Origin of the sequence: Pseudomonas palleroniana, from assembly GCF_003031675.1 — a bacterium.
GTDB classification, from domain to species: Bacteria; Pseudomonadota; Gammaproteobacteria; order Pseudomonadales; family Pseudomonadaceae; genus Aquipseudomonas; species Aquipseudomonas palleroniana.
In genome coordinates, this window is sequence record NZ_PYWX01000061.1 from 82,368 (window position 1) to 97,033 (window position 14,666).

Annotated in this window: 14 protein-coding genes; 6 read left to right on the forward strand and 8 right to left on the reverse strand. The window is 60.7% G+C overall.

Annotation, left to right across the window (positions count from 1 at the left end; genetic code table 11):
* Nucleotides 1-24 precede the first annotated feature (24 nt).
* From C9383_RS20330 to C9383_RS20365, 8 genes are all read right to left on the reverse strand, one after another.
* Nucleotides 25-1,185: an ABC transporter ATP-binding protein gene (locus tag C9383_RS20330; RefSeq protein WP_090368940.1), complete on the reverse strand. Its 1,161-nt coding sequence runs from the start codon at nt 1,183-1,185 to the stop codon at nt 25-27.
* A 2-nt stretch (nt 1,186-1,187) separates the two neighbouring features.
* The gene (locus C9383_RS20335; protein WP_060754130.1) at nt 1,188-2,033 is read right to left on the reverse strand and encodes a carbohydrate ABC transporter permease; all 846 of its coding nucleotides are present in this window, start codon (nt 2,031-2,033) and stop codon (nt 1,188-1,190) included.
* A complete protein-coding gene (locus C9383_RS20340) occupies nt 2,026-2,934 on the reverse strand; it encodes a carbohydrate ABC transporter permease (protein WP_060754131.1) in 909 nt (302 codons plus the stop codon). Before C9383_RS20340 ends, C9383_RS20335 begins: the two co-directional genes overlap by 8 nt.
* A 92-nt stretch (nt 2,935-3,026) precedes the next feature.
* On the reverse strand, nt 3,027-4,313 hold the full coding sequence (locus C9383_RS20345) for an ABC transporter substrate-binding protein (RefSeq protein WP_090368938.1): 1,287 nt from the start codon (nt 4,311-4,313) through the stop codon (nt 3,027-3,029).
* Between the two features lie 104 nt (nt 4,314-4,417).
* Nucleotides 4,418-5,677 carry a D-mannose isomerase gene (locus C9383_RS20350; protein WP_090368936.1) on the reverse strand — a complete coding sequence of 420 codons (1,260 nt, stop codon included), beginning with the start codon at nt 5,675-5,677 and terminating at the stop codon, nt 4,418-4,420.
* A gap of 112 nt (nt 5,678-5,789) precedes the next feature.
* A complete protein-coding gene (locus tag C9383_RS20355; protein ID WP_090368934.1) occupies nt 5,790-6,614 on the reverse strand; it encodes a coiled-coil domain-containing protein in 825 nt (274 codons plus the stop codon).
* 127 nt (nt 6,615-6,741) lie between these two features.
* The gene (locus tag C9383_RS20360; RefSeq protein WP_090368932.1) at nt 6,742-7,740 is read right to left on the reverse strand and encodes an NAD-dependent epimerase/dehydratase family protein; all 999 of its coding nucleotides are present in this window, start codon (nt 7,738-7,740) and stop codon (nt 6,742-6,744) included.
* 96 nt (nt 7,741-7,836) lie between these two features.
* Nucleotides 7,837-8,733, reverse strand: coding sequence for a LysR family transcriptional regulator ArgP (locus tag C9383_RS20365; RefSeq protein ID WP_060754136.1), 897 nt, complete (start codon nt 8,731-8,733; stop codon nt 7,837-7,839).
* A 116-nt stretch (nt 8,734-8,849) separates the two neighbouring features.
* Between C9383_RS20365 and C9383_RS20370 the strand changes: the two genes are divergently transcribed.
* The 6 genes from C9383_RS20370 to C9383_RS20395 all read left to right on the forward strand — a co-directional run bounded on the left by C9383_RS20370 (nt 8,850) and on the right by C9383_RS20395 (nt 14,638).
* Complete coding sequence (locus tag C9383_RS20370) at nt 8,850-9,251, forward strand: ACT domain-containing protein (RefSeq protein WP_090368929.1); 402 nt, start codon at nt 8,850-8,852, stop codon at nt 9,249-9,251.
* Nucleotides 9,252-9,256: 5 nt separating this feature from the next.
* The gene (locus C9383_RS20375; RefSeq protein WP_090368927.1) at nt 9,257-9,856 is read left to right on the forward strand and encodes a LysE/ArgO family amino acid transporter; all 600 of its coding nucleotides are present in this window, start codon (nt 9,257-9,259) and stop codon (nt 9,854-9,856) included.
* A 178-nt stretch (nt 9,857-10,034) separates the two neighbouring features.
* Nucleotides 10,035-10,631, forward strand: coding sequence for a superoxide dismutase (locus C9383_RS20380; protein WP_003212997.1), 597 nt, complete (start codon nt 10,035-10,037; stop codon nt 10,629-10,631).
* A gap of 128 nt (nt 10,632-10,759) precedes the next feature.
* A complete protein-coding gene (locus C9383_RS20385) occupies nt 10,760-10,963 on the forward strand; it encodes a hypothetical protein (protein ID WP_090368925.1) in 204 nt (67 codons plus the stop codon).
* Nucleotides 10,964-11,122: 159 nt separating this feature from the next.
* A complete protein-coding gene (locus tag C9383_RS20390) occupies nt 11,123-13,174 on the forward strand; it encodes a putative bifunctional diguanylate cyclase/phosphodiesterase (RefSeq protein ID WP_060754140.1) in 2,052 nt (683 codons plus the stop codon).
* A gap of 126 nt (nt 13,175-13,300) precedes the next feature.
* Nucleotides 13,301-14,638 carry an imelysin family protein gene (locus C9383_RS20395; RefSeq protein ID WP_060754141.1) on the forward strand — a complete coding sequence of 446 codons (1,338 nt, stop codon included), beginning with the start codon at nt 13,301-13,303 and terminating at the stop codon, nt 14,636-14,638.
* Nucleotides 14,639-14,666: the final 28 nt, after the last annotated feature.

The window sequence follows — 14,666 nt, forward strand, 5'->3', positions numbered from 1 at the left end:
TATCTAAAACAACAAGTTATAGACTCAACGACCTTTGAATTGGGCCACGTTGCCGGTGTGCCCGAGCGCAGGCGATGCGGCAGCAGTGCCCAGACGCTCGCCAGTGTTGGCGTCGAACAACAGGACCTTGGCCGGATCGAATTGCAGAGTCAGGGTCTCACCGACCTGGGGCGCCACGTCGGGTGCCAGGCGGCAGCAGACCTTGGTGTCGTTGAGTTGCACGAACACCAAGGTGTCCGGGCCGGTCGGTTCGGTGACCTGGACTTCGGCACGAATGCTCGACGCGCTGTCGCCCTCGCCGTTGGCCAACATGATTTGCTCCGGGCGCAGGCCCAGGATCACGTCGCGGTCTTCAAGGCCGGCATCCGACACATTGAGCGCCAACTCGCAGCGGGCCTGGCCGCTATCGAGCAGCGCCACCAGGCGACCGTCCTTGCGCTGCAAGCGCAGCGGTACGAAGTTCATCGGCGGCGAACCGATAAAGCTCGCGACGAACTGGTTGGCCGGGTCGTTATAAATCTCTTTCGGCGTACCGAACTGCTGGATGATGCCGTCCTTCATCACCGCCACTTTGTCGCCCAGGGTCATCGCTTCGATCTGGTCGTGGGTCACGTAGACCGTGGTGGTTTTCAGGCGCTGGTGCATCAGTTTCATTTCGGTGCGCATCTCGACCCGCAGCTTGGCGTCGAGGTTGGACAGCGGTTCGTCGAACAGGTAGATCTTCGGCCGGCGCGCCAGGGCACGGCCCATGGCCACGCGCTGTTGCTGACCACCGGACAACTGGCCCGGCTTGCGATTGAGCAGGTGTTCGATCTGCAGCAGCTTGGCCACGCGCGCCACTTCGGCATCGATATCGGCCTGGGGCATCTTGCGGATTTTCAAGCCGAACTCGATGTTCTCGCGCACGCTCATGGTCGGGTACAGCGCGTAGGACTGGAACACCATGGCGATGTCACGGTCCTTGGGGCTCATGCCGCTGACGTCCTGATCGCCGATCATGATCGCGCCGCCGGTGATGGTCTCAAGCCCGGCGATGCAGTTCATCAGCGTGGATTTACCGCAACCCGAAGGGCCGACCAGGATCAGGAACTCACCTTCCTTGATCGACAGTTCGATGTTCTTCAAGGTGTCGGGCAAGCCGGCGCCATAGGTCTTGTTTACATTGCGAAGTTCAAGCGTAGCCATGATTACCCCTTGACCGCGCCAGCCGTGAGGCCGCGCACGAAATACTTGCCTGCGATCACATAGACCAGCAGGGTCGGCAGCCCGGCGATCATCGCCGCCGCCATATCCACGTTATATTCCTTGGCCCCGGTGCTGGTGTTGACCAGGTTGTTCAGCGCCACCGTGATGGGCTGGGAGTCGCCGCTGGAGAACACCACACCGAACAGGAAGTCGTTCCAGATCTGGGTGAACTGCCAGATCAGGCAGACCATGATGATCGGCGTCGACATCGGCAGAATGATCTGACGGAAGATGGTGAAGAAACCTGCACCGTCCAGCCGTGCGGCCTTGATCAGCGCGTCAGGAATGCTCACGTAGTAGTTACGGAAAAACAGTGTAGTAAACGCCAGTCCGTAGACCACGTGTACAAACACCAGGCCGGTTGTGGTGCTGGCCAGGCCCATCTTGCCGAGGGTGAACGACGCGGGCAGCAGTACGGTCTGGAACGGCAGGAAGCAGCCAAACAGCAGCAAGCCGAAGAACAGCTGCGAGCCTTTGAAGCGCCAGAACGACAGCACATAGCCGTTCAGTGCGCCAATGGCGGTGGAAATCAGTACGGCCGGAACGGTGATCTTGATCGAGTTCCAGAAGTAGCCGTCCACGGTGGCCCAGGCCTTGACCCAGCCGATACCGCTGACCACGGTCGGCCAGCTCAGCAGGTTGCCGGTGCTGATATCTTCCGGGGTCTTGAAGCTGGTCAGCAGCATCACTACCAGCGGCACCAGGTACAGCAGCACCGCGAGGATCAGCACCGCATAGATCGCGATGCGGCTCAGGCTGATGGCAGGTTTGGAAGCGAGACTAGTCATGACGCTTGGTCCTCAGCTCGGAATACAGGTAAGGCACGATGATCGCGAGGATCGCGCCGAGCATCAGGATTGCGCTGGCCGAGCCCATACCCATCTGGCCACGACTGAAGGTGAACGAGTACATGAACATGGCGGGCAGGTCGGACGAGTAGCCCGGACCACCGGCCGTCATGGCGGCGACCAGGTCGAAGCTCTTGATCGCAATGTGCGCCAGGATCATCACGGCACTGAAGAACACTGGGCGCAGGCTGGGCAGCACCACGCTCCAGTAGATGCGCGGCAGGCTGGCGCCGTCGATCTGCGCGGCACGGATGATCGACTGATCAACACCACGCAGGCCCGCGAGGAACATCGCCATGATGAAGCCGGAGGCTTGCCAAACGGCGGCAATTACCAGGCAGTAAACGACGCGATCAGGGTCGATCAGCCAGTCGAGACGGAAGCCTTCCCAGCCCCAGTCCCGCAGGAGTTTGTCCAGGCCCATGCCCGGGTTGAGCAGCCATTTCCAGGCGGTACCGGTGACGATCATCGAAAGCGCCATCGGGTACAGGTAAATGGTGCGGATAAAGCCTTCACGACGGATCTTCTGGTCGAGGAAAATCGCCAGTGTCACGCCGATCACCAAGGTGATGCCGATAAACATCCCGCCGAAAACCGCCAGGTTCTTGCTCGCCACCCACCAGCGGTCGTTGTCGAACAAGCGCGCGTATTGCGCAAGGCCGGCCCAGGTGTAGTTAGGCAGGAACGTGGAGGTGGTGAACGACAGCACGAACGTCCACAGGATGTAGCCGTAGAAGCCCACCAGAACGATGAACATGCTGGGCGCCAGCACCAGTTTGGGGAGCCAGCGCTGCAGTGCATCGAACGGCGAGGCCTTGCTGAACACAGCAACAGAACTCATGGGAAAATCCAGTACAGGGAAAAAGGACTACAAGAGCATGCCTTGTGAGGAGTCAGGGGGTTTCCCCTCACAAGGACCAGCCGTGCTAACCGTTACTTCGCAGACTTGATCGCAGCGCCAAGTTTCTTGGCGGTGTCGGCCGGGTCGGCTTTCGGGTCGTTGATGTAGTTGGTCACGACATCAAAGAACGCACCTTGCACGGCCAGGGTGGTGGCCATGTTGTGCGCCATGCTTGGTTGCAAGCCGCCGGTCTGGGCGTCAGCCAGGAAGTCCTTGGCCGCAGTCTGAGCGCAGGAGTCGAAGCCAAGCTTGTCCATTTCATGGAGCATGTCGTTGCGCACAGGGATCGAGCCCTTGTTGATGCTGAACACTTTCTGGAAGTTTTCACCCAGCACCACTTTGGCGATGTCTTGCTGACCGGCCTGAGTGCCCTTGTCTTTGACCTTGAACACCGCCAGGGAGTCGATGTTGTAAGTAAAGGCTTTGTCGGTGCCCGGGAAGGCTACGCACTCGTAGTCTTTGCCGGCGACTTTCTTGGCGGCAGTCCATTCGGACTTGGCCCAGTCACCCATGATCTGCATGCCGGCCTTGCCGTTGATGACCTTGCCCGCTTCTAGGTTCCAGTCCTGGCCTTTACCGTCGACGTCCATGTAGGTCGCGACTTTCTTCAGTTCAGTCAGGGCCTTGACCATTTCCGGGCCGGTCAGCGCGGCGTTGTCCAGGTCAACCAGGGCTTTCTTGTAGCCATCAGCCCCCATCACCGACAACACCACCGCTTCGAATACGGTGCTGTCCTGCCAAGGCTGGCCACCGTGGGCGAGCGGAATGAAGCCCGCGGCCTTGAGCTTGTCACCGGCAGCGTAGAATTCTTCGAGGGTGGTCGGGTTCTTGGTGATACCGGCTTTCTTGAAGACTTCCGGGTTGATCCACAGCCAGTTCACGCGGTGGATGTTGACCGGCACGGCAACGTAGTTGCCCTCGTACTTCACGGTATCGGAGACTTTCTTGTCGAGCAGGGAGTCCCACTTTTCTTCTTTGGCGACGTCTTTGAGCACGTCAGTGTCGAGCAGGCCGGTGGATGCCCATTCCTGGATGTCCGGACCTTTGATCTGAGCAACGCCTGGTGGGTTGCCGGCGACTGCACGGCTTTTCAGCACGGTCATGGCAGTGGCGCCACCGCCACCTGCAACAGCGCCGTCCTTCCAGGTGAAGCCGTCTTTCTCAACTTGGGCCTTCAGGACATCTACGGCCGCTTTTTCACCGCCGGAGGTCCACCAATGCACAACTTCAACCGTGCCTTTCGAGTCGGCGGCAAATGCACTGAGGGGAAACAACGAGGCAATGGAAATAGCGACGGCGAGGCGATTAATCGCGTTCATCTGAGTACCTTTTCTTGTTGTTATGCATGCAAGTCTAGAGCTTGCGCTGCACGGAGTTTAAACAGGGATGTTCAGGGCGCAGGTAACAAAGGGACGCTCAAATGTCACCACCTTGTGACATACAAGCCCCGACCTAAAGCACTGGTCATACTGGGTGACAAAGGGAGTGCGGGCAGCACCACCGCTTGCCAGGCATGGTACAGGTCCGGCTTGCCACCCCAAATGTTGCTGCTGGGTTGGTTGTGCGGGTCGAGTTCGTGGTGCCAACTGCCGTGGGTCCTGTCGATAAAGTGGGTTTCGCAGAACTCCCAGAAGCGTCGGTACCACATCTCGTAATGCGCATCAGCGGTACGTTTGAGCAGTGCCTGGGCAGCGGCACTGGCTTCGGCATGGGTCCAATGCAAGCGTTCGCGTACCACCGGGCGCTGGTTCCAATCCAGGGTGTAGACGATGCCGGGGGCGCCATCCACGGCCCAGGCGTGCTCGCAGGCACTGGCGAACAGGCCTTGAGCATCGCTCACCAGCCAGTCCGGCGTGACCAGCCCGGCTTGCAGACGCGCAGCCTCCAGGTGCAGCACCAGCCGCGCCCACTCAAAACCGTGACCGGGGGTGATGCCGTAAGGGCGAAAGCCGTCGGCCGGGTTGTCTTCGTTGTAACCGGGCAGCGGTTGCCAACGAGTGTCGAAATGCTCGATCACCATGAACCGATTAGCCGCCGCGTGGGTGTGGATAACCCGCTCGACGATACGCAGCGCCCGGTCCAACCAGCGTCGATCACCGGTGACATCGGCCAGGGCCAGGAATGCTTCGGTGGCGTGCATGTTGCTGTTGGCACCGCGATAGGCTTCGACACCCGTCCAGTCCCGGGCAAAGGATTCGAGCATCACGCCCTCCTCCTCGCTCCAGAAGAACTGGTCGATGACATGGATGGCGTCGTTCAACAGGTCCTGTGCACCCGGCGCGCCGGCCACCACCGCCGAGCTGGCGGCCAGGGCGACAAAGGCATGCAAGTAAGCCGCTTTACCGTGGTTGCCATCGCGGGCATTGGGGGTGGCGAACCAGCCGGCGTGCTCACTGTCGCGCAGTGGCCCTCTGAGCGCCGCGACGCCGTGGGCGACCAGGTCGGCGTAACCCGGCAGCCCCATGACCTGGGCCATGGCGAAACTATGGGTCATGCGCGCGGTGTTCATGGTTTCGGCGTAGGCATCGGCCGGCAGCTGGCCTTTGTCATCGAGATTGCCGAAGCCGTCAGGCAGTCGAGAGGCTTTGGCAAATGCCAACAGGCGCTGTCCTTCGCCGGCAAGCCAGGCGTGATGGGCAGGTGCATTCAGCCAACTGCTGGCAGGCAGTGGTTGGGTGGTCATGGGTGGCCCTTGTTTTTTTTATGGGATGACCGAGTCTAAACAAGGGCGAAAGAGGGGCAAGTAACGAAACTGATGGTAAATGTCACCAAGCGGTGACATTTACCGACAAGCTTTACTGACCGAGCGGCGTAGCGGCCGCTGGCGCGTTGAGACGTTGGTTCAAGTTCTGCACCTGGCTCTGCAAGGTGGTGATGTTGCGCGTGGTCTGGATGCGGAACACGTCGAACTCTTTATTGGTGGGTGCGTCGCTGTTGGCGGGCTGGTTTTCCTGTGCGCTCTTGAGTACCAGCAGGTCCTGCTCGAGGCGGGCGATGGCCGCGCTCGGATTGCCCTGTTTCTTCAAGGCCGCCACGTCGTTCGCCAGCTCCTTGGTCTCACCCTGCGCCGCCTTGAGGCTGGCGACGGCATCGGTCAACGCCTGGACCTGGCCCTGCAGCTTGGCATTGGCATTCGCAAGCTCGGTGGCATTGGTGGTCATTTGCGCCAGGCGCTGGTCCAGTTCGCTCGCCTGACCGGCCACGCCCACTTGTTGCTTGCCCTGCTCCAGCAATTGGGTTTCCAGCTGCTTGATCTGCAACTTCAGCGCTTCGCTGCCGTTGTTGACGTTGGCCTCACTGGCCACGACCTTGCCGGAAATATCCTGCAGGCGCCCCGCCGCTTCCTCGCTGATGCGCGCGAAACTCTCCTGGGTGGCGACCAACTGCTGGCCCATCAGGGAAATCTGCTGGAAGCTCCACCAGGCCAGGCCGGCAAAGGCGATCAGCAGCGCACCGACCAAGGCCCACAACGGGCCGGTGCTGGCTCTTTTGACATTGACCACCTTGGTGTTGCGCGAGCGCACGGAGGTGGCGGGAGTCGGCACGAAATCATCGTCATCCCCTTGATCGGCCCGCAGGGTGGGAACGTTGTCGAATTCGTCGTTGGCATCGTTACGCATGAATCTACCTTGAATCAATGAGATGGCTAGCTGGAAGGCCGAGCGCCGGGATTATAAACCGCGTTCCCCGCGCACTGGTCGACCCGGAACCACGAATTCGGTTCCCGATGTGTCGCTGCTGGTGAAACTACTTGAGGCCGGGGTCCTGGGCCTTCCACCAGGCGCAGAACTCGTCGAGCGCGGTCCACAGGCTGACCTTGGGCTCGTAGTCCAGATAATGCCTCGCCTGACTGATGTCGAGGGTGAAATCTTTGTTCATCACCTGCATGCCCAGGCGTGACAGCGCCGGCTCCGGACGACCCGGCCACATCGCGCAAAACGCTTCGTTCAACGCCGCCACGCTGTAGGACAAGCCGTAAGACCGATAACGGGTGACCTGCGGCAGGTCCATCTGGCGCATCACGTAGTTCACCACGTCCCACACCGGCACCGGCGTGCCGTTGCTGATGTTGTAGGCCCGGCCCAACGCCGAACCTGGGGCCAGCAAGCTGCTGAGGAGAGCTTCGTTGAGGTTGTGCACGCTGGTGAAGTCGACCTTGTTCAGCCCGTCGCCGACAATGGCCAGGCGATTCTTGCGCTGCATCTTCAGCAAACGCGGGAAGATGCTCATATCGCCGGCGCCGGTCACAAATCGAGGGCGCAAAGCCAGCACTTCCAGGCCGAACTCCTGGGCGCCGAAGACTTTCTGTTCCGCCAGGTATTTGGTGGCGGCATAGGGGTGCTTGAAACGCTTGGGCACCTGTTCTTCGGTCAACCCCAGGTGATCGCGCCCGTCAAAGTAGATCGACGGTGACGACAAGTGTACCAGGCGCCCGACCCGTTGCTTGAGGCAGGCTTCAACGACATTTTCGGTGACCAGCACATTACCCTGATGAAAATCCTGGTACTTGCCCCACAGCCCGACAGCGCCAGCGCAATGCACCACGGCTTCGACGTCGCGGCACAGCTCGCGCACCAGGTCGGCATCATTCAAATCACCCTGGATAAACTCGGCACCGCGCCTGACAAGGTGCTCGACCCCCTCGGCACGTCGCCCGTTGACCCGCACGTCCAGGCCCTGCTCCAGGGCGAAACGCGCAAAACGCCCGCCGATGAAGCCGCTTGCGCCGGTGACCAGAATTTTCATGAAGCCTCCTACGGATGCAGCTGCCAGCGTCAAGCCTCAAGCTACAAGTTAAAAACGATCCGCAAGCTTTTCTTGCAGCTTGCAGCTTGACGCTTGTTACTGCTGATAGGGCACCAACCATTGGCCACAGGCCTGGGCCAGATGGTCGGTCAACAGCCCCAACAACTGCCCGCCACTGCGCCAATGATGCCAGTACAGCGGCACATCGATGGGCTTATCTGGCAACAACTCGACCAATACGCCTTTCTCCAATTGATCACGCACCTGCAGTTCGGGCACCAGGCCCCAGCCCAGGCCGGCCTCTGTCAGGCGAATAAAACCTTCGGACGAGGGGCACAAATGGTGCTCAAAACCACCGTCCACACCGAGGGATGCCAGGTATCGGTGTTGCAGGAAATCATCCGGACCGAACACCAAAGCCGGCGTACGCGCCAGTTGTTCGGCCCGCACGCCCTCGGGAAAGTGCCTGGCAATAAAGGCCGGGCTGGCCAGCGCGCGATAACGCATGGCGCCGAGCAACAGGCTGCGCGCTCCCGCCACAGGGCGTTCGCTGGCGCAGATACAGGCCGCCACTTCGCCGGCCCGCATGCGCTTGAGGCCCACGGTCTGGTCCTCCACCACCAAGTCCAGCAACAAATGCTGCTCGGCGCAGAAATCGCTGACCGCTTGCGCCCACCACGTGGCGAGGCTGTCGGCATTCAGGGCGATGCGCAGCCGCTCAGGCATACCTTCCTCGTCCAGTGCGGGCACCTGGCTTTGCAGGTCACGCTCCAGCAACCGCACTTGTTGGACGTGGTTGAGCAGCCGCCGGCCGATATCCGTAGGCGTCGGCGGCGTAGCCCGCACCAGTACCGGTTGGCCGATGCGCGCCTCGAGCAACTTGATACGCTGGGAAATCGCCGACTGCGACAACCCCAACACCTGCGCACCGCGCTCAAAGCCCGCCTGTTCCACCACCGCCGCCAGGGCGGAGAGCAATTTATAGTCGAACATCAGTTTCTCTAATGAGCGATCAGCAATATTGGTTTTTCTTATACAACCTACCCGATGAAAATGACCAGCATTGCTTCATCGTATTTCACCTCTTCACGTTCGAAAGGAACCTTCACATGGCTGGCGAAACCGCCCTGGCAACCCTGCTGCGCAGCATGAGCCCGCAGTTGCATGAGGGTGACTACGTGTTCTGCACCCTGCCCGACCGACGTATTCCCGAAGGCTGCGAGATCATCGGCAGCTTTCGCGAGCAGGAAGGCCTGACCCTGATCCTCGAGCGCCAACAAGCGCAACAAGCCGGCTTGGCTTTCGAGTATGTCGCGGCCTGGATCACCTTGAACGTGCATTCGGCCCTGGAAGCCGTGGGCCTGACCGCCGCTTTCGCCAGTGCGCTGGGCAAGGCCGGCATCAGTTGCAACGTGATCGCCGGCTACTACCACGACCACCTGTTTGTCGGCCGCGCCGACGCCGAGCGCGCGCTGGGGGTTTTACGGCAATTGGCAGCGGACGCGGAGTAAACCTTATGTGGCAAAGCTATCTGAACGGACTGCTGGTGGCGCTTGGCCTGATCATGGCGATCGGCACGCAGAACGCCTTTGTATTGGCGCAAAGCCTGCGCCGTGAGCATCACCTGCCGGTGGCGGCCCTGTGCATCGTGTGCGATGCCATCCTGGTGGCCGCCGGGGTGTTCGGCCTGGCCACGGTGCTGGCCCAGAACCCGCTGCTGCTGGCGATTGCCCGCTGGGGCGGCGCGGCGTTCCTGTTGTGGTATGGCACCTCGGCGCTACGTCGGGCGTTTTCAAAGCAAAGCCTGGAACACGGCGACGCCTTCAAGGCGCGCTCACTGCGCGCTGTATTGCTCAGTGCCTTGGCGGTAACGCTGCTCAACCCCCACGTGTACCTGGACACCGTGCTGTTGATAGGCTCCCTGGGCGCTCAACAAACCGAACCGGGCGCCTATGTGGCCGGTGCGGCCAGCGCCTCGTTCCTGTGGTTCGCCAGCCTGGCGCTGGGCGCGGCGTGGCTGGCGCCCTGGTTGGCACGCCCGGCAACCTGGCGCCTGCTGGATCTTTTGGTCGCGGTGATGATGTTCAGCGTGGCCTATCAATTGATCAGCGCCTGACGAATATTCCAAAACGCTCTGGAACCTCTATCCCACACAGTTGTTGCGTGGTTTTGCCACACCCCCGGTGCTATGATCCGGACCCTGCGCCGCAAAGAGTTCAAACTCCCCGGCGCTTGTTTGGCCGCCCGTGATCGGCCTTGCGCTCACCGCAACTGACCTGATTAGGAGAATCATCATGGCTTTCGAATTGCCGCCGCTGCCGTACGCACACGATGCCCTGCAGCCGCACATTTCCAAGGAAACCTTGGAATACCACCACGACAAGCACCACAACACCTATGTCGTGAACCTGAACAACCTGGTGCCTGGCACCGAGTTCGAAGGCAAGACCCTGGAAGAGATCGTCAAATCCTCTTCGGGCGGCATCTTCAACAACGCCGCTCAGGTCTGGAACCACACCTTCTACTGGAACTGCCTGGCGCCAAACGCCGGCGGCCAACCGACCGGCGCCCTGGCTGAAGCCATCAACGCTGCGTTCGGTTCGTTCGACAAGTTCAAGGAAGAGTTCACCAAGACTTCCGTCGGCACCTTCGGTTCCGGTTGGGGCTGGCTGGTGAAAAAGGCTGACGGTTCCCTGGCCCTGGCCAGCACCATCGGCGCCGGCAACCCGCTGACCAGCGGCGACACCCCGCTGCTGACCTGCGACGTGTGGGAACACGCTTACTACATCGACTACCGCAACGTGCGTCCAAAGTATGTGGAAGCGTTCTGGAACCTGGTCAACTGGAAGTTCGTGGCTGAGCAGTTCGAAGGCAAGACCTTCACTGCCTAAGCAACACTTGCAGTAGAAAAAGCCCGGCGAATGCCGGGCTTTTTCATGGGCGACGGAACTGAGCGAACCGGCAACGCCACCCAGGCATGCAGAGGAATTCGCCTCTCATACCTGTCGGAGAATTAACTATGTCTATTGGAGCACTCGCCGCGCTGCCCCTCATCGGCGACGTCGCCAAAGCCGCTGGAGATATCACCAGCGCCGTCACCCCGCTTGTCCAACCCTTCGCCGATGTACTGGCCAAGGCGCTGGGCAACGCTCTGGAGCCTCAAAACAAAAGCCTGGATTTTTCGAGTCTTCAAGAAACGACAAAGCGTACGTTGACCTTCTGATACCGACTGCGCCCCTTGCAGGCGGATGCAAATCCGCCCTGCACCACCTGATGACCGACTTCAAACCTGCTTTGCCCCAATGTTCCTTTGACTGCCACCCCGAGATTGCCAATACTCATGGCATATTGAGGCTACCCGCATGGAAAAAGGAATGACCCTTTGAAGCTGGAACTCAAAAACAGCTTGTCGGTGAAGTTGCTACGGGTTGTGCTGTTGTCGGCATTGATCGTGGGCGTGGCGTTGAGCGTGGCGCAGATCGTTTTCGATGCCTACAAGACACACCAGGCCGTGGCGGGCGATGCCCAACGCATTCTCGACATGTTTCGCGACCCCTCGACCCAGGCCGTCTACAGCCTGGATCGCGAGATGGGTATGCAGGTCATCGAGGGTCTGTTTCAGGACGACGCCGTGCGCATGGCCTCCATTGGCCATCCCAACGAAACCATGCTCGCGGAAAAAAGCCGTGCCTTGCAGCAATCGCCCACCCGCTGGCTGACCGACCTGATTCTGGGCCAGGAACGCACCTTCACCACCGCATTGGTCGGCAAAGGCCCCTACAGCGAATATTACGGCGACCTGAGCATCACCCTGGACACGGCCACCTACGGCAAAGGCTTTATTGTCAGCTCGGTGATCATCTTTGTGTCCGGCGTACTGCGCGCCTTGGCCATGGGCCTGGTGCTGTACCTGGTGTATCACTGGCTGCTGACCAAACCGCTGTCGCGGATTATCGAACATCTGACATCAATCAACCCGGACCGGCCCAGCGAACACAAAATCCCCCAACTCAAGGGCCATGAACGCAATGAGCTGGGGTTGTGGATCAACACGGCCAACCAGTTGCTCGAATCCATCGAGCGCAATACCCACCTGCGCCATGAGGCCGAATCCAGCCTGCTGCGCATGGCCCAGTACGACTTTCTCACCGGCCTGCCGAATCGGCAGAAGCTGCAGGAGCAGTTAGACAAGATCCTGACCGACGCCGGCCGCCGACAACGCCGTGTGGCAGTGCTGTGCGTCGGGCTGGACGACTTCAAGAGCGTCAACGAACAGTTTACCTACCAGGCCGGCGACAAATTGCTGCTGGCACTGGCCGACCGTCTGCGTGCCCACAGCGGCCGCCTCGGCGCCCTGGCCCGCCTGGGGGGCGACCAGTTCGCGCTGGTTCAGGCCGATATCGAGCAGCCTTACGAGGCCGCCGAGCTGGCACAAAGCATCCTGGATGACCTGGAGGAGGCATTCGCCCTCGACCAGGATCAGATCCGCCTGCGCGCTACCATCGGCATCACGCTGTTTCCGGAAGACGGCGACAGCACTGAGAAGCTGCTGCAAAAAGCCGAACAAACGATGACCCTGGCCAAGAGCCGCTCGCGCAACCGCTATCAGTTCTACATCGCCAGCGTCGACAGCGAAATGCGCCGCCGCCGCGAACTGGAAAAAGACCTGCGCGATGCCCTGAGCCGGGACCAATTCCACTTGGTGTACCAACCCCAGATCAGTTACCGCGACCACCGCGTAGTCGGCGTCGAAGCGCTGATCCGCTGGCAGCATCCGGAACACGGCCTGGTACCACCCGACCTGTTTATCCCCTTGGCGGAACAGAACGGTACGATTATTCCGATTGGCGAGTGGGTACTCGACCAGGCATGCCGACAGTTGCGCGAATGGCACGACCTGGGTTTCACCGAGCTGCGCATGGCGGTCAACCTGTCCACCGTGCAGTTGCACCACACCGAATTGCCGCGGGTGGTCAACAACCTGATGCAGATCTACCGCTTGCCGCCCCGTAGCCTGGAGCTGGAAGTCACCGAGACCGGCCTGATGGAAGACATCAGCACCGCCGCCCAGCACTTATTGAGCCTGCGACGCTCCGGCGCGCTGATCGCCATCGATGACTTCGGTACCGGCTATTCGTCGCTGAGCTACCTGAAAAGCCTGCCCTTGGACAAAATGAAGATCGACAAGAGCTTCGTCCAGGACCTGCTCGATGATGACGACGATGCCACCATCGTGCGCGCCATCATCCAGTTGGGCAAAAGCCTGGGCATGCAGGTAATTGCCGAGGGCGTTGAAACTGCCGAGCAAGAGGCCTACATCATCGCCGAGGGCTGCCATGAGGGACAGGGTTACTACTACAGCAAACCCCTGCAGGCCCGTGAGTTGGCGGTGTACTTGAAACAATCCGAGCGCAATAACGCGGCGATTCTTTGACCGTGCAAAGCAATACCAAATATTTCCCGCGTATAACGCTTTACACAAAATGCAAATCTTTCGCATTATGTCGCAGTTTTGCGCGCCCTCGCGTGCCCCAACCCCAACCGAAGCAGGATGTTCGCCATGATTCGTATGCCCCTGGCCACCGCCAGTCTGCTGGCCCTTGCCATTTCTCTCGCCGGTTGCGGCGAAGGTAAAGACAAGGCGGCCGCGCCTCAAGCACCCGCAGCCGCCAGCAGCACCGCACCTGCGGCGGCCCCGGCTGGCCAGGTCGACGAGGCAGCCGCCAAGGCCGTGGTCGCGCATTACGCCGACATGGTGTTCGCGGTGTACAGCGACGCCGAATCCACCGCGAAAACCCTGCAGACCGCAATCGACACCTTCCTCGCCAACCCGAACGACGAAACCCTGAAAGCCGCCCGCGCCGCTTGGGTTGCCGCCCGTGTGCCGTACCTGCAGAGCGAAGTGTTCCGTTTCGGCAACACCATCATCGACGACTGGGAAGGCCAAGTGAACGCCTGGCCTCTCGATGAAGGACTGATCGACTACGTCGACAAATCCTACGAGCACGCCCTGGGCAACCCGGGCGCCAACGCCAACATCATCGCCAACACCCAGATCCAGGTGGGCGAAGACAAGGTCGACGTGAAGGACATCACCCCGGAAAAACTCGCCAGCCTCAATGAACTGGGGGGGTCCGAAGCCAACGTCGCCACCGGCTACCACGCGATCGAATTCCTGCTCTGGGGCCAGGACCTCAACGGCACCGGCCCAGGCGCGGGCAACCGCCCGGCGTCGGACTACATGACCGGCGACGGCGCCACCGGCGGCCACAACGAGCGTCGTCGCACCTACCTGCGCGCCGTGACCCAATTGCTGGTCAGCGACCTGGAAGAAATGGTCGGCAACTGGAAGCCCAACGTCGAAGACAACTACCGCGCCACCCTGGAGTCGGAACCTGCCACCGACGGCCTGCGTAAAATGTTGTTCGGCATGGGCAGCCTGTCCCTGGGTGAGCTGGCCGGTGAGCGCATGAAGGTTTCCCTGGAAGCCAACTCGCCGGAAGACGAGCAGGATTGCTTCAGCGACAACACCCACAACTCGCACTTCTACGACGCCAAAGGCATCCGCAACGTCTACCTGGGCGAGTACACCCGCACCGACGGCACCCAAATGACCGGCGCCAGCCTGTCGTCGCTGGTGGCCAAGGTTGACCCGGCGGCCGACGCTGCGCTGAAGGCTGACCTGGCTGCCACTGAAGCGAAGATCCAAGTCATGGTCGATCACGCCAACAACGGTGAGCACTACGACCAGCTGATCGCCGCCGGCAATGACAAAGGCAACCAGATCGTGCGTGACGCGATTGCCGCGCTGGTCAAGCAGACCGGCGCGATCGAAACCGCCGCCGGCAAGCTGGGCATCAGCGACCTGAACCCGGATAACGCGGATCACGAGTTCTGATCCGAGCCGCATTGAACAAGGCGACCTT

What these genes read in the sequence shown, in the direction of transcription:
- C9383_RS20330 (WP_090368940.1), bottom strand. Translation starts at nt 1,185, where the DNA reads ATGGCTACGCTTGAACTTCGCAATGTAAACAAGACCTATGGCGCCGGC.
- C9383_RS20335 (WP_060754130.1), bottom strand. Translation starts at nt 2,033, where the DNA reads ATGACTAGTCTCGCTTCCAAACCTGCCATCAGCCTGAGCCGCATCGCG.
- C9383_RS20340 (WP_060754131.1), bottom strand. Translation starts at nt 2,934, where the DNA reads ATGAGTTCTGTTGCTGTGTTCAGCAAGGCCTCGCCGTTCGATGCACTG.
- C9383_RS20345 (WP_090368938.1), bottom strand. Translation starts at nt 4,313, where the DNA reads ATGAACGCGATTAATCGCCTCGCCGTCGCTATTTCCATTGCCTCGTTG.
- C9383_RS20350 (WP_090368936.1), bottom strand. Translation starts at nt 5,677, where the DNA reads ATGACCACCCAACCACTGCCTGCCAGCAGTTGGCTGAATGCACCTGCC.
- C9383_RS20355 (WP_090368934.1), bottom strand. Translation starts at nt 6,614, where the DNA reads ATGCGTAACGATGCCAACGACGAATTCGACAACGTTCCCACCCTGCGG.
- C9383_RS20360 (WP_090368932.1), bottom strand. Translation starts at nt 7,740, where the DNA reads ATGAAAATTCTGGTCACCGGCGCAAGCGGCTTCATCGGCGGGCGTTTT.
- C9383_RS20365 (WP_060754136.1), bottom strand. Translation starts at nt 8,733, where the DNA reads ATGTTCGACTATAAATTGCTCTCCGCCCTGGCGGCGGTGGTGGAACAG.
- C9383_RS20370 (WP_090368929.1), top strand. Translation starts at nt 8,850, where the DNA reads ATGGCTGGCGAAACCGCCCTGGCAACCCTGCTGCGCAGCATGAGCCCG.
- C9383_RS20375 (WP_090368927.1), top strand. Translation starts at nt 9,257, where the DNA reads ATGTGGCAAAGCTATCTGAACGGACTGCTGGTGGCGCTTGGCCTGATC.
- C9383_RS20380 (WP_003212997.1), top strand. Translation starts at nt 10,035, where the DNA reads ATGGCTTTCGAATTGCCGCCGCTGCCGTACGCACACGATGCCCTGCAG.
- C9383_RS20385 (WP_090368925.1), top strand. Translation starts at nt 10,760, where the DNA reads ATGTCTATTGGAGCACTCGCCGCGCTGCCCCTCATCGGCGACGTCGCC.
- C9383_RS20395 (WP_060754141.1), top strand. Translation starts at nt 13,301, where the DNA reads ATGATTCGTATGCCCCTGGCCACCGCCAGTCTGCTGGCCCTTGCCATT.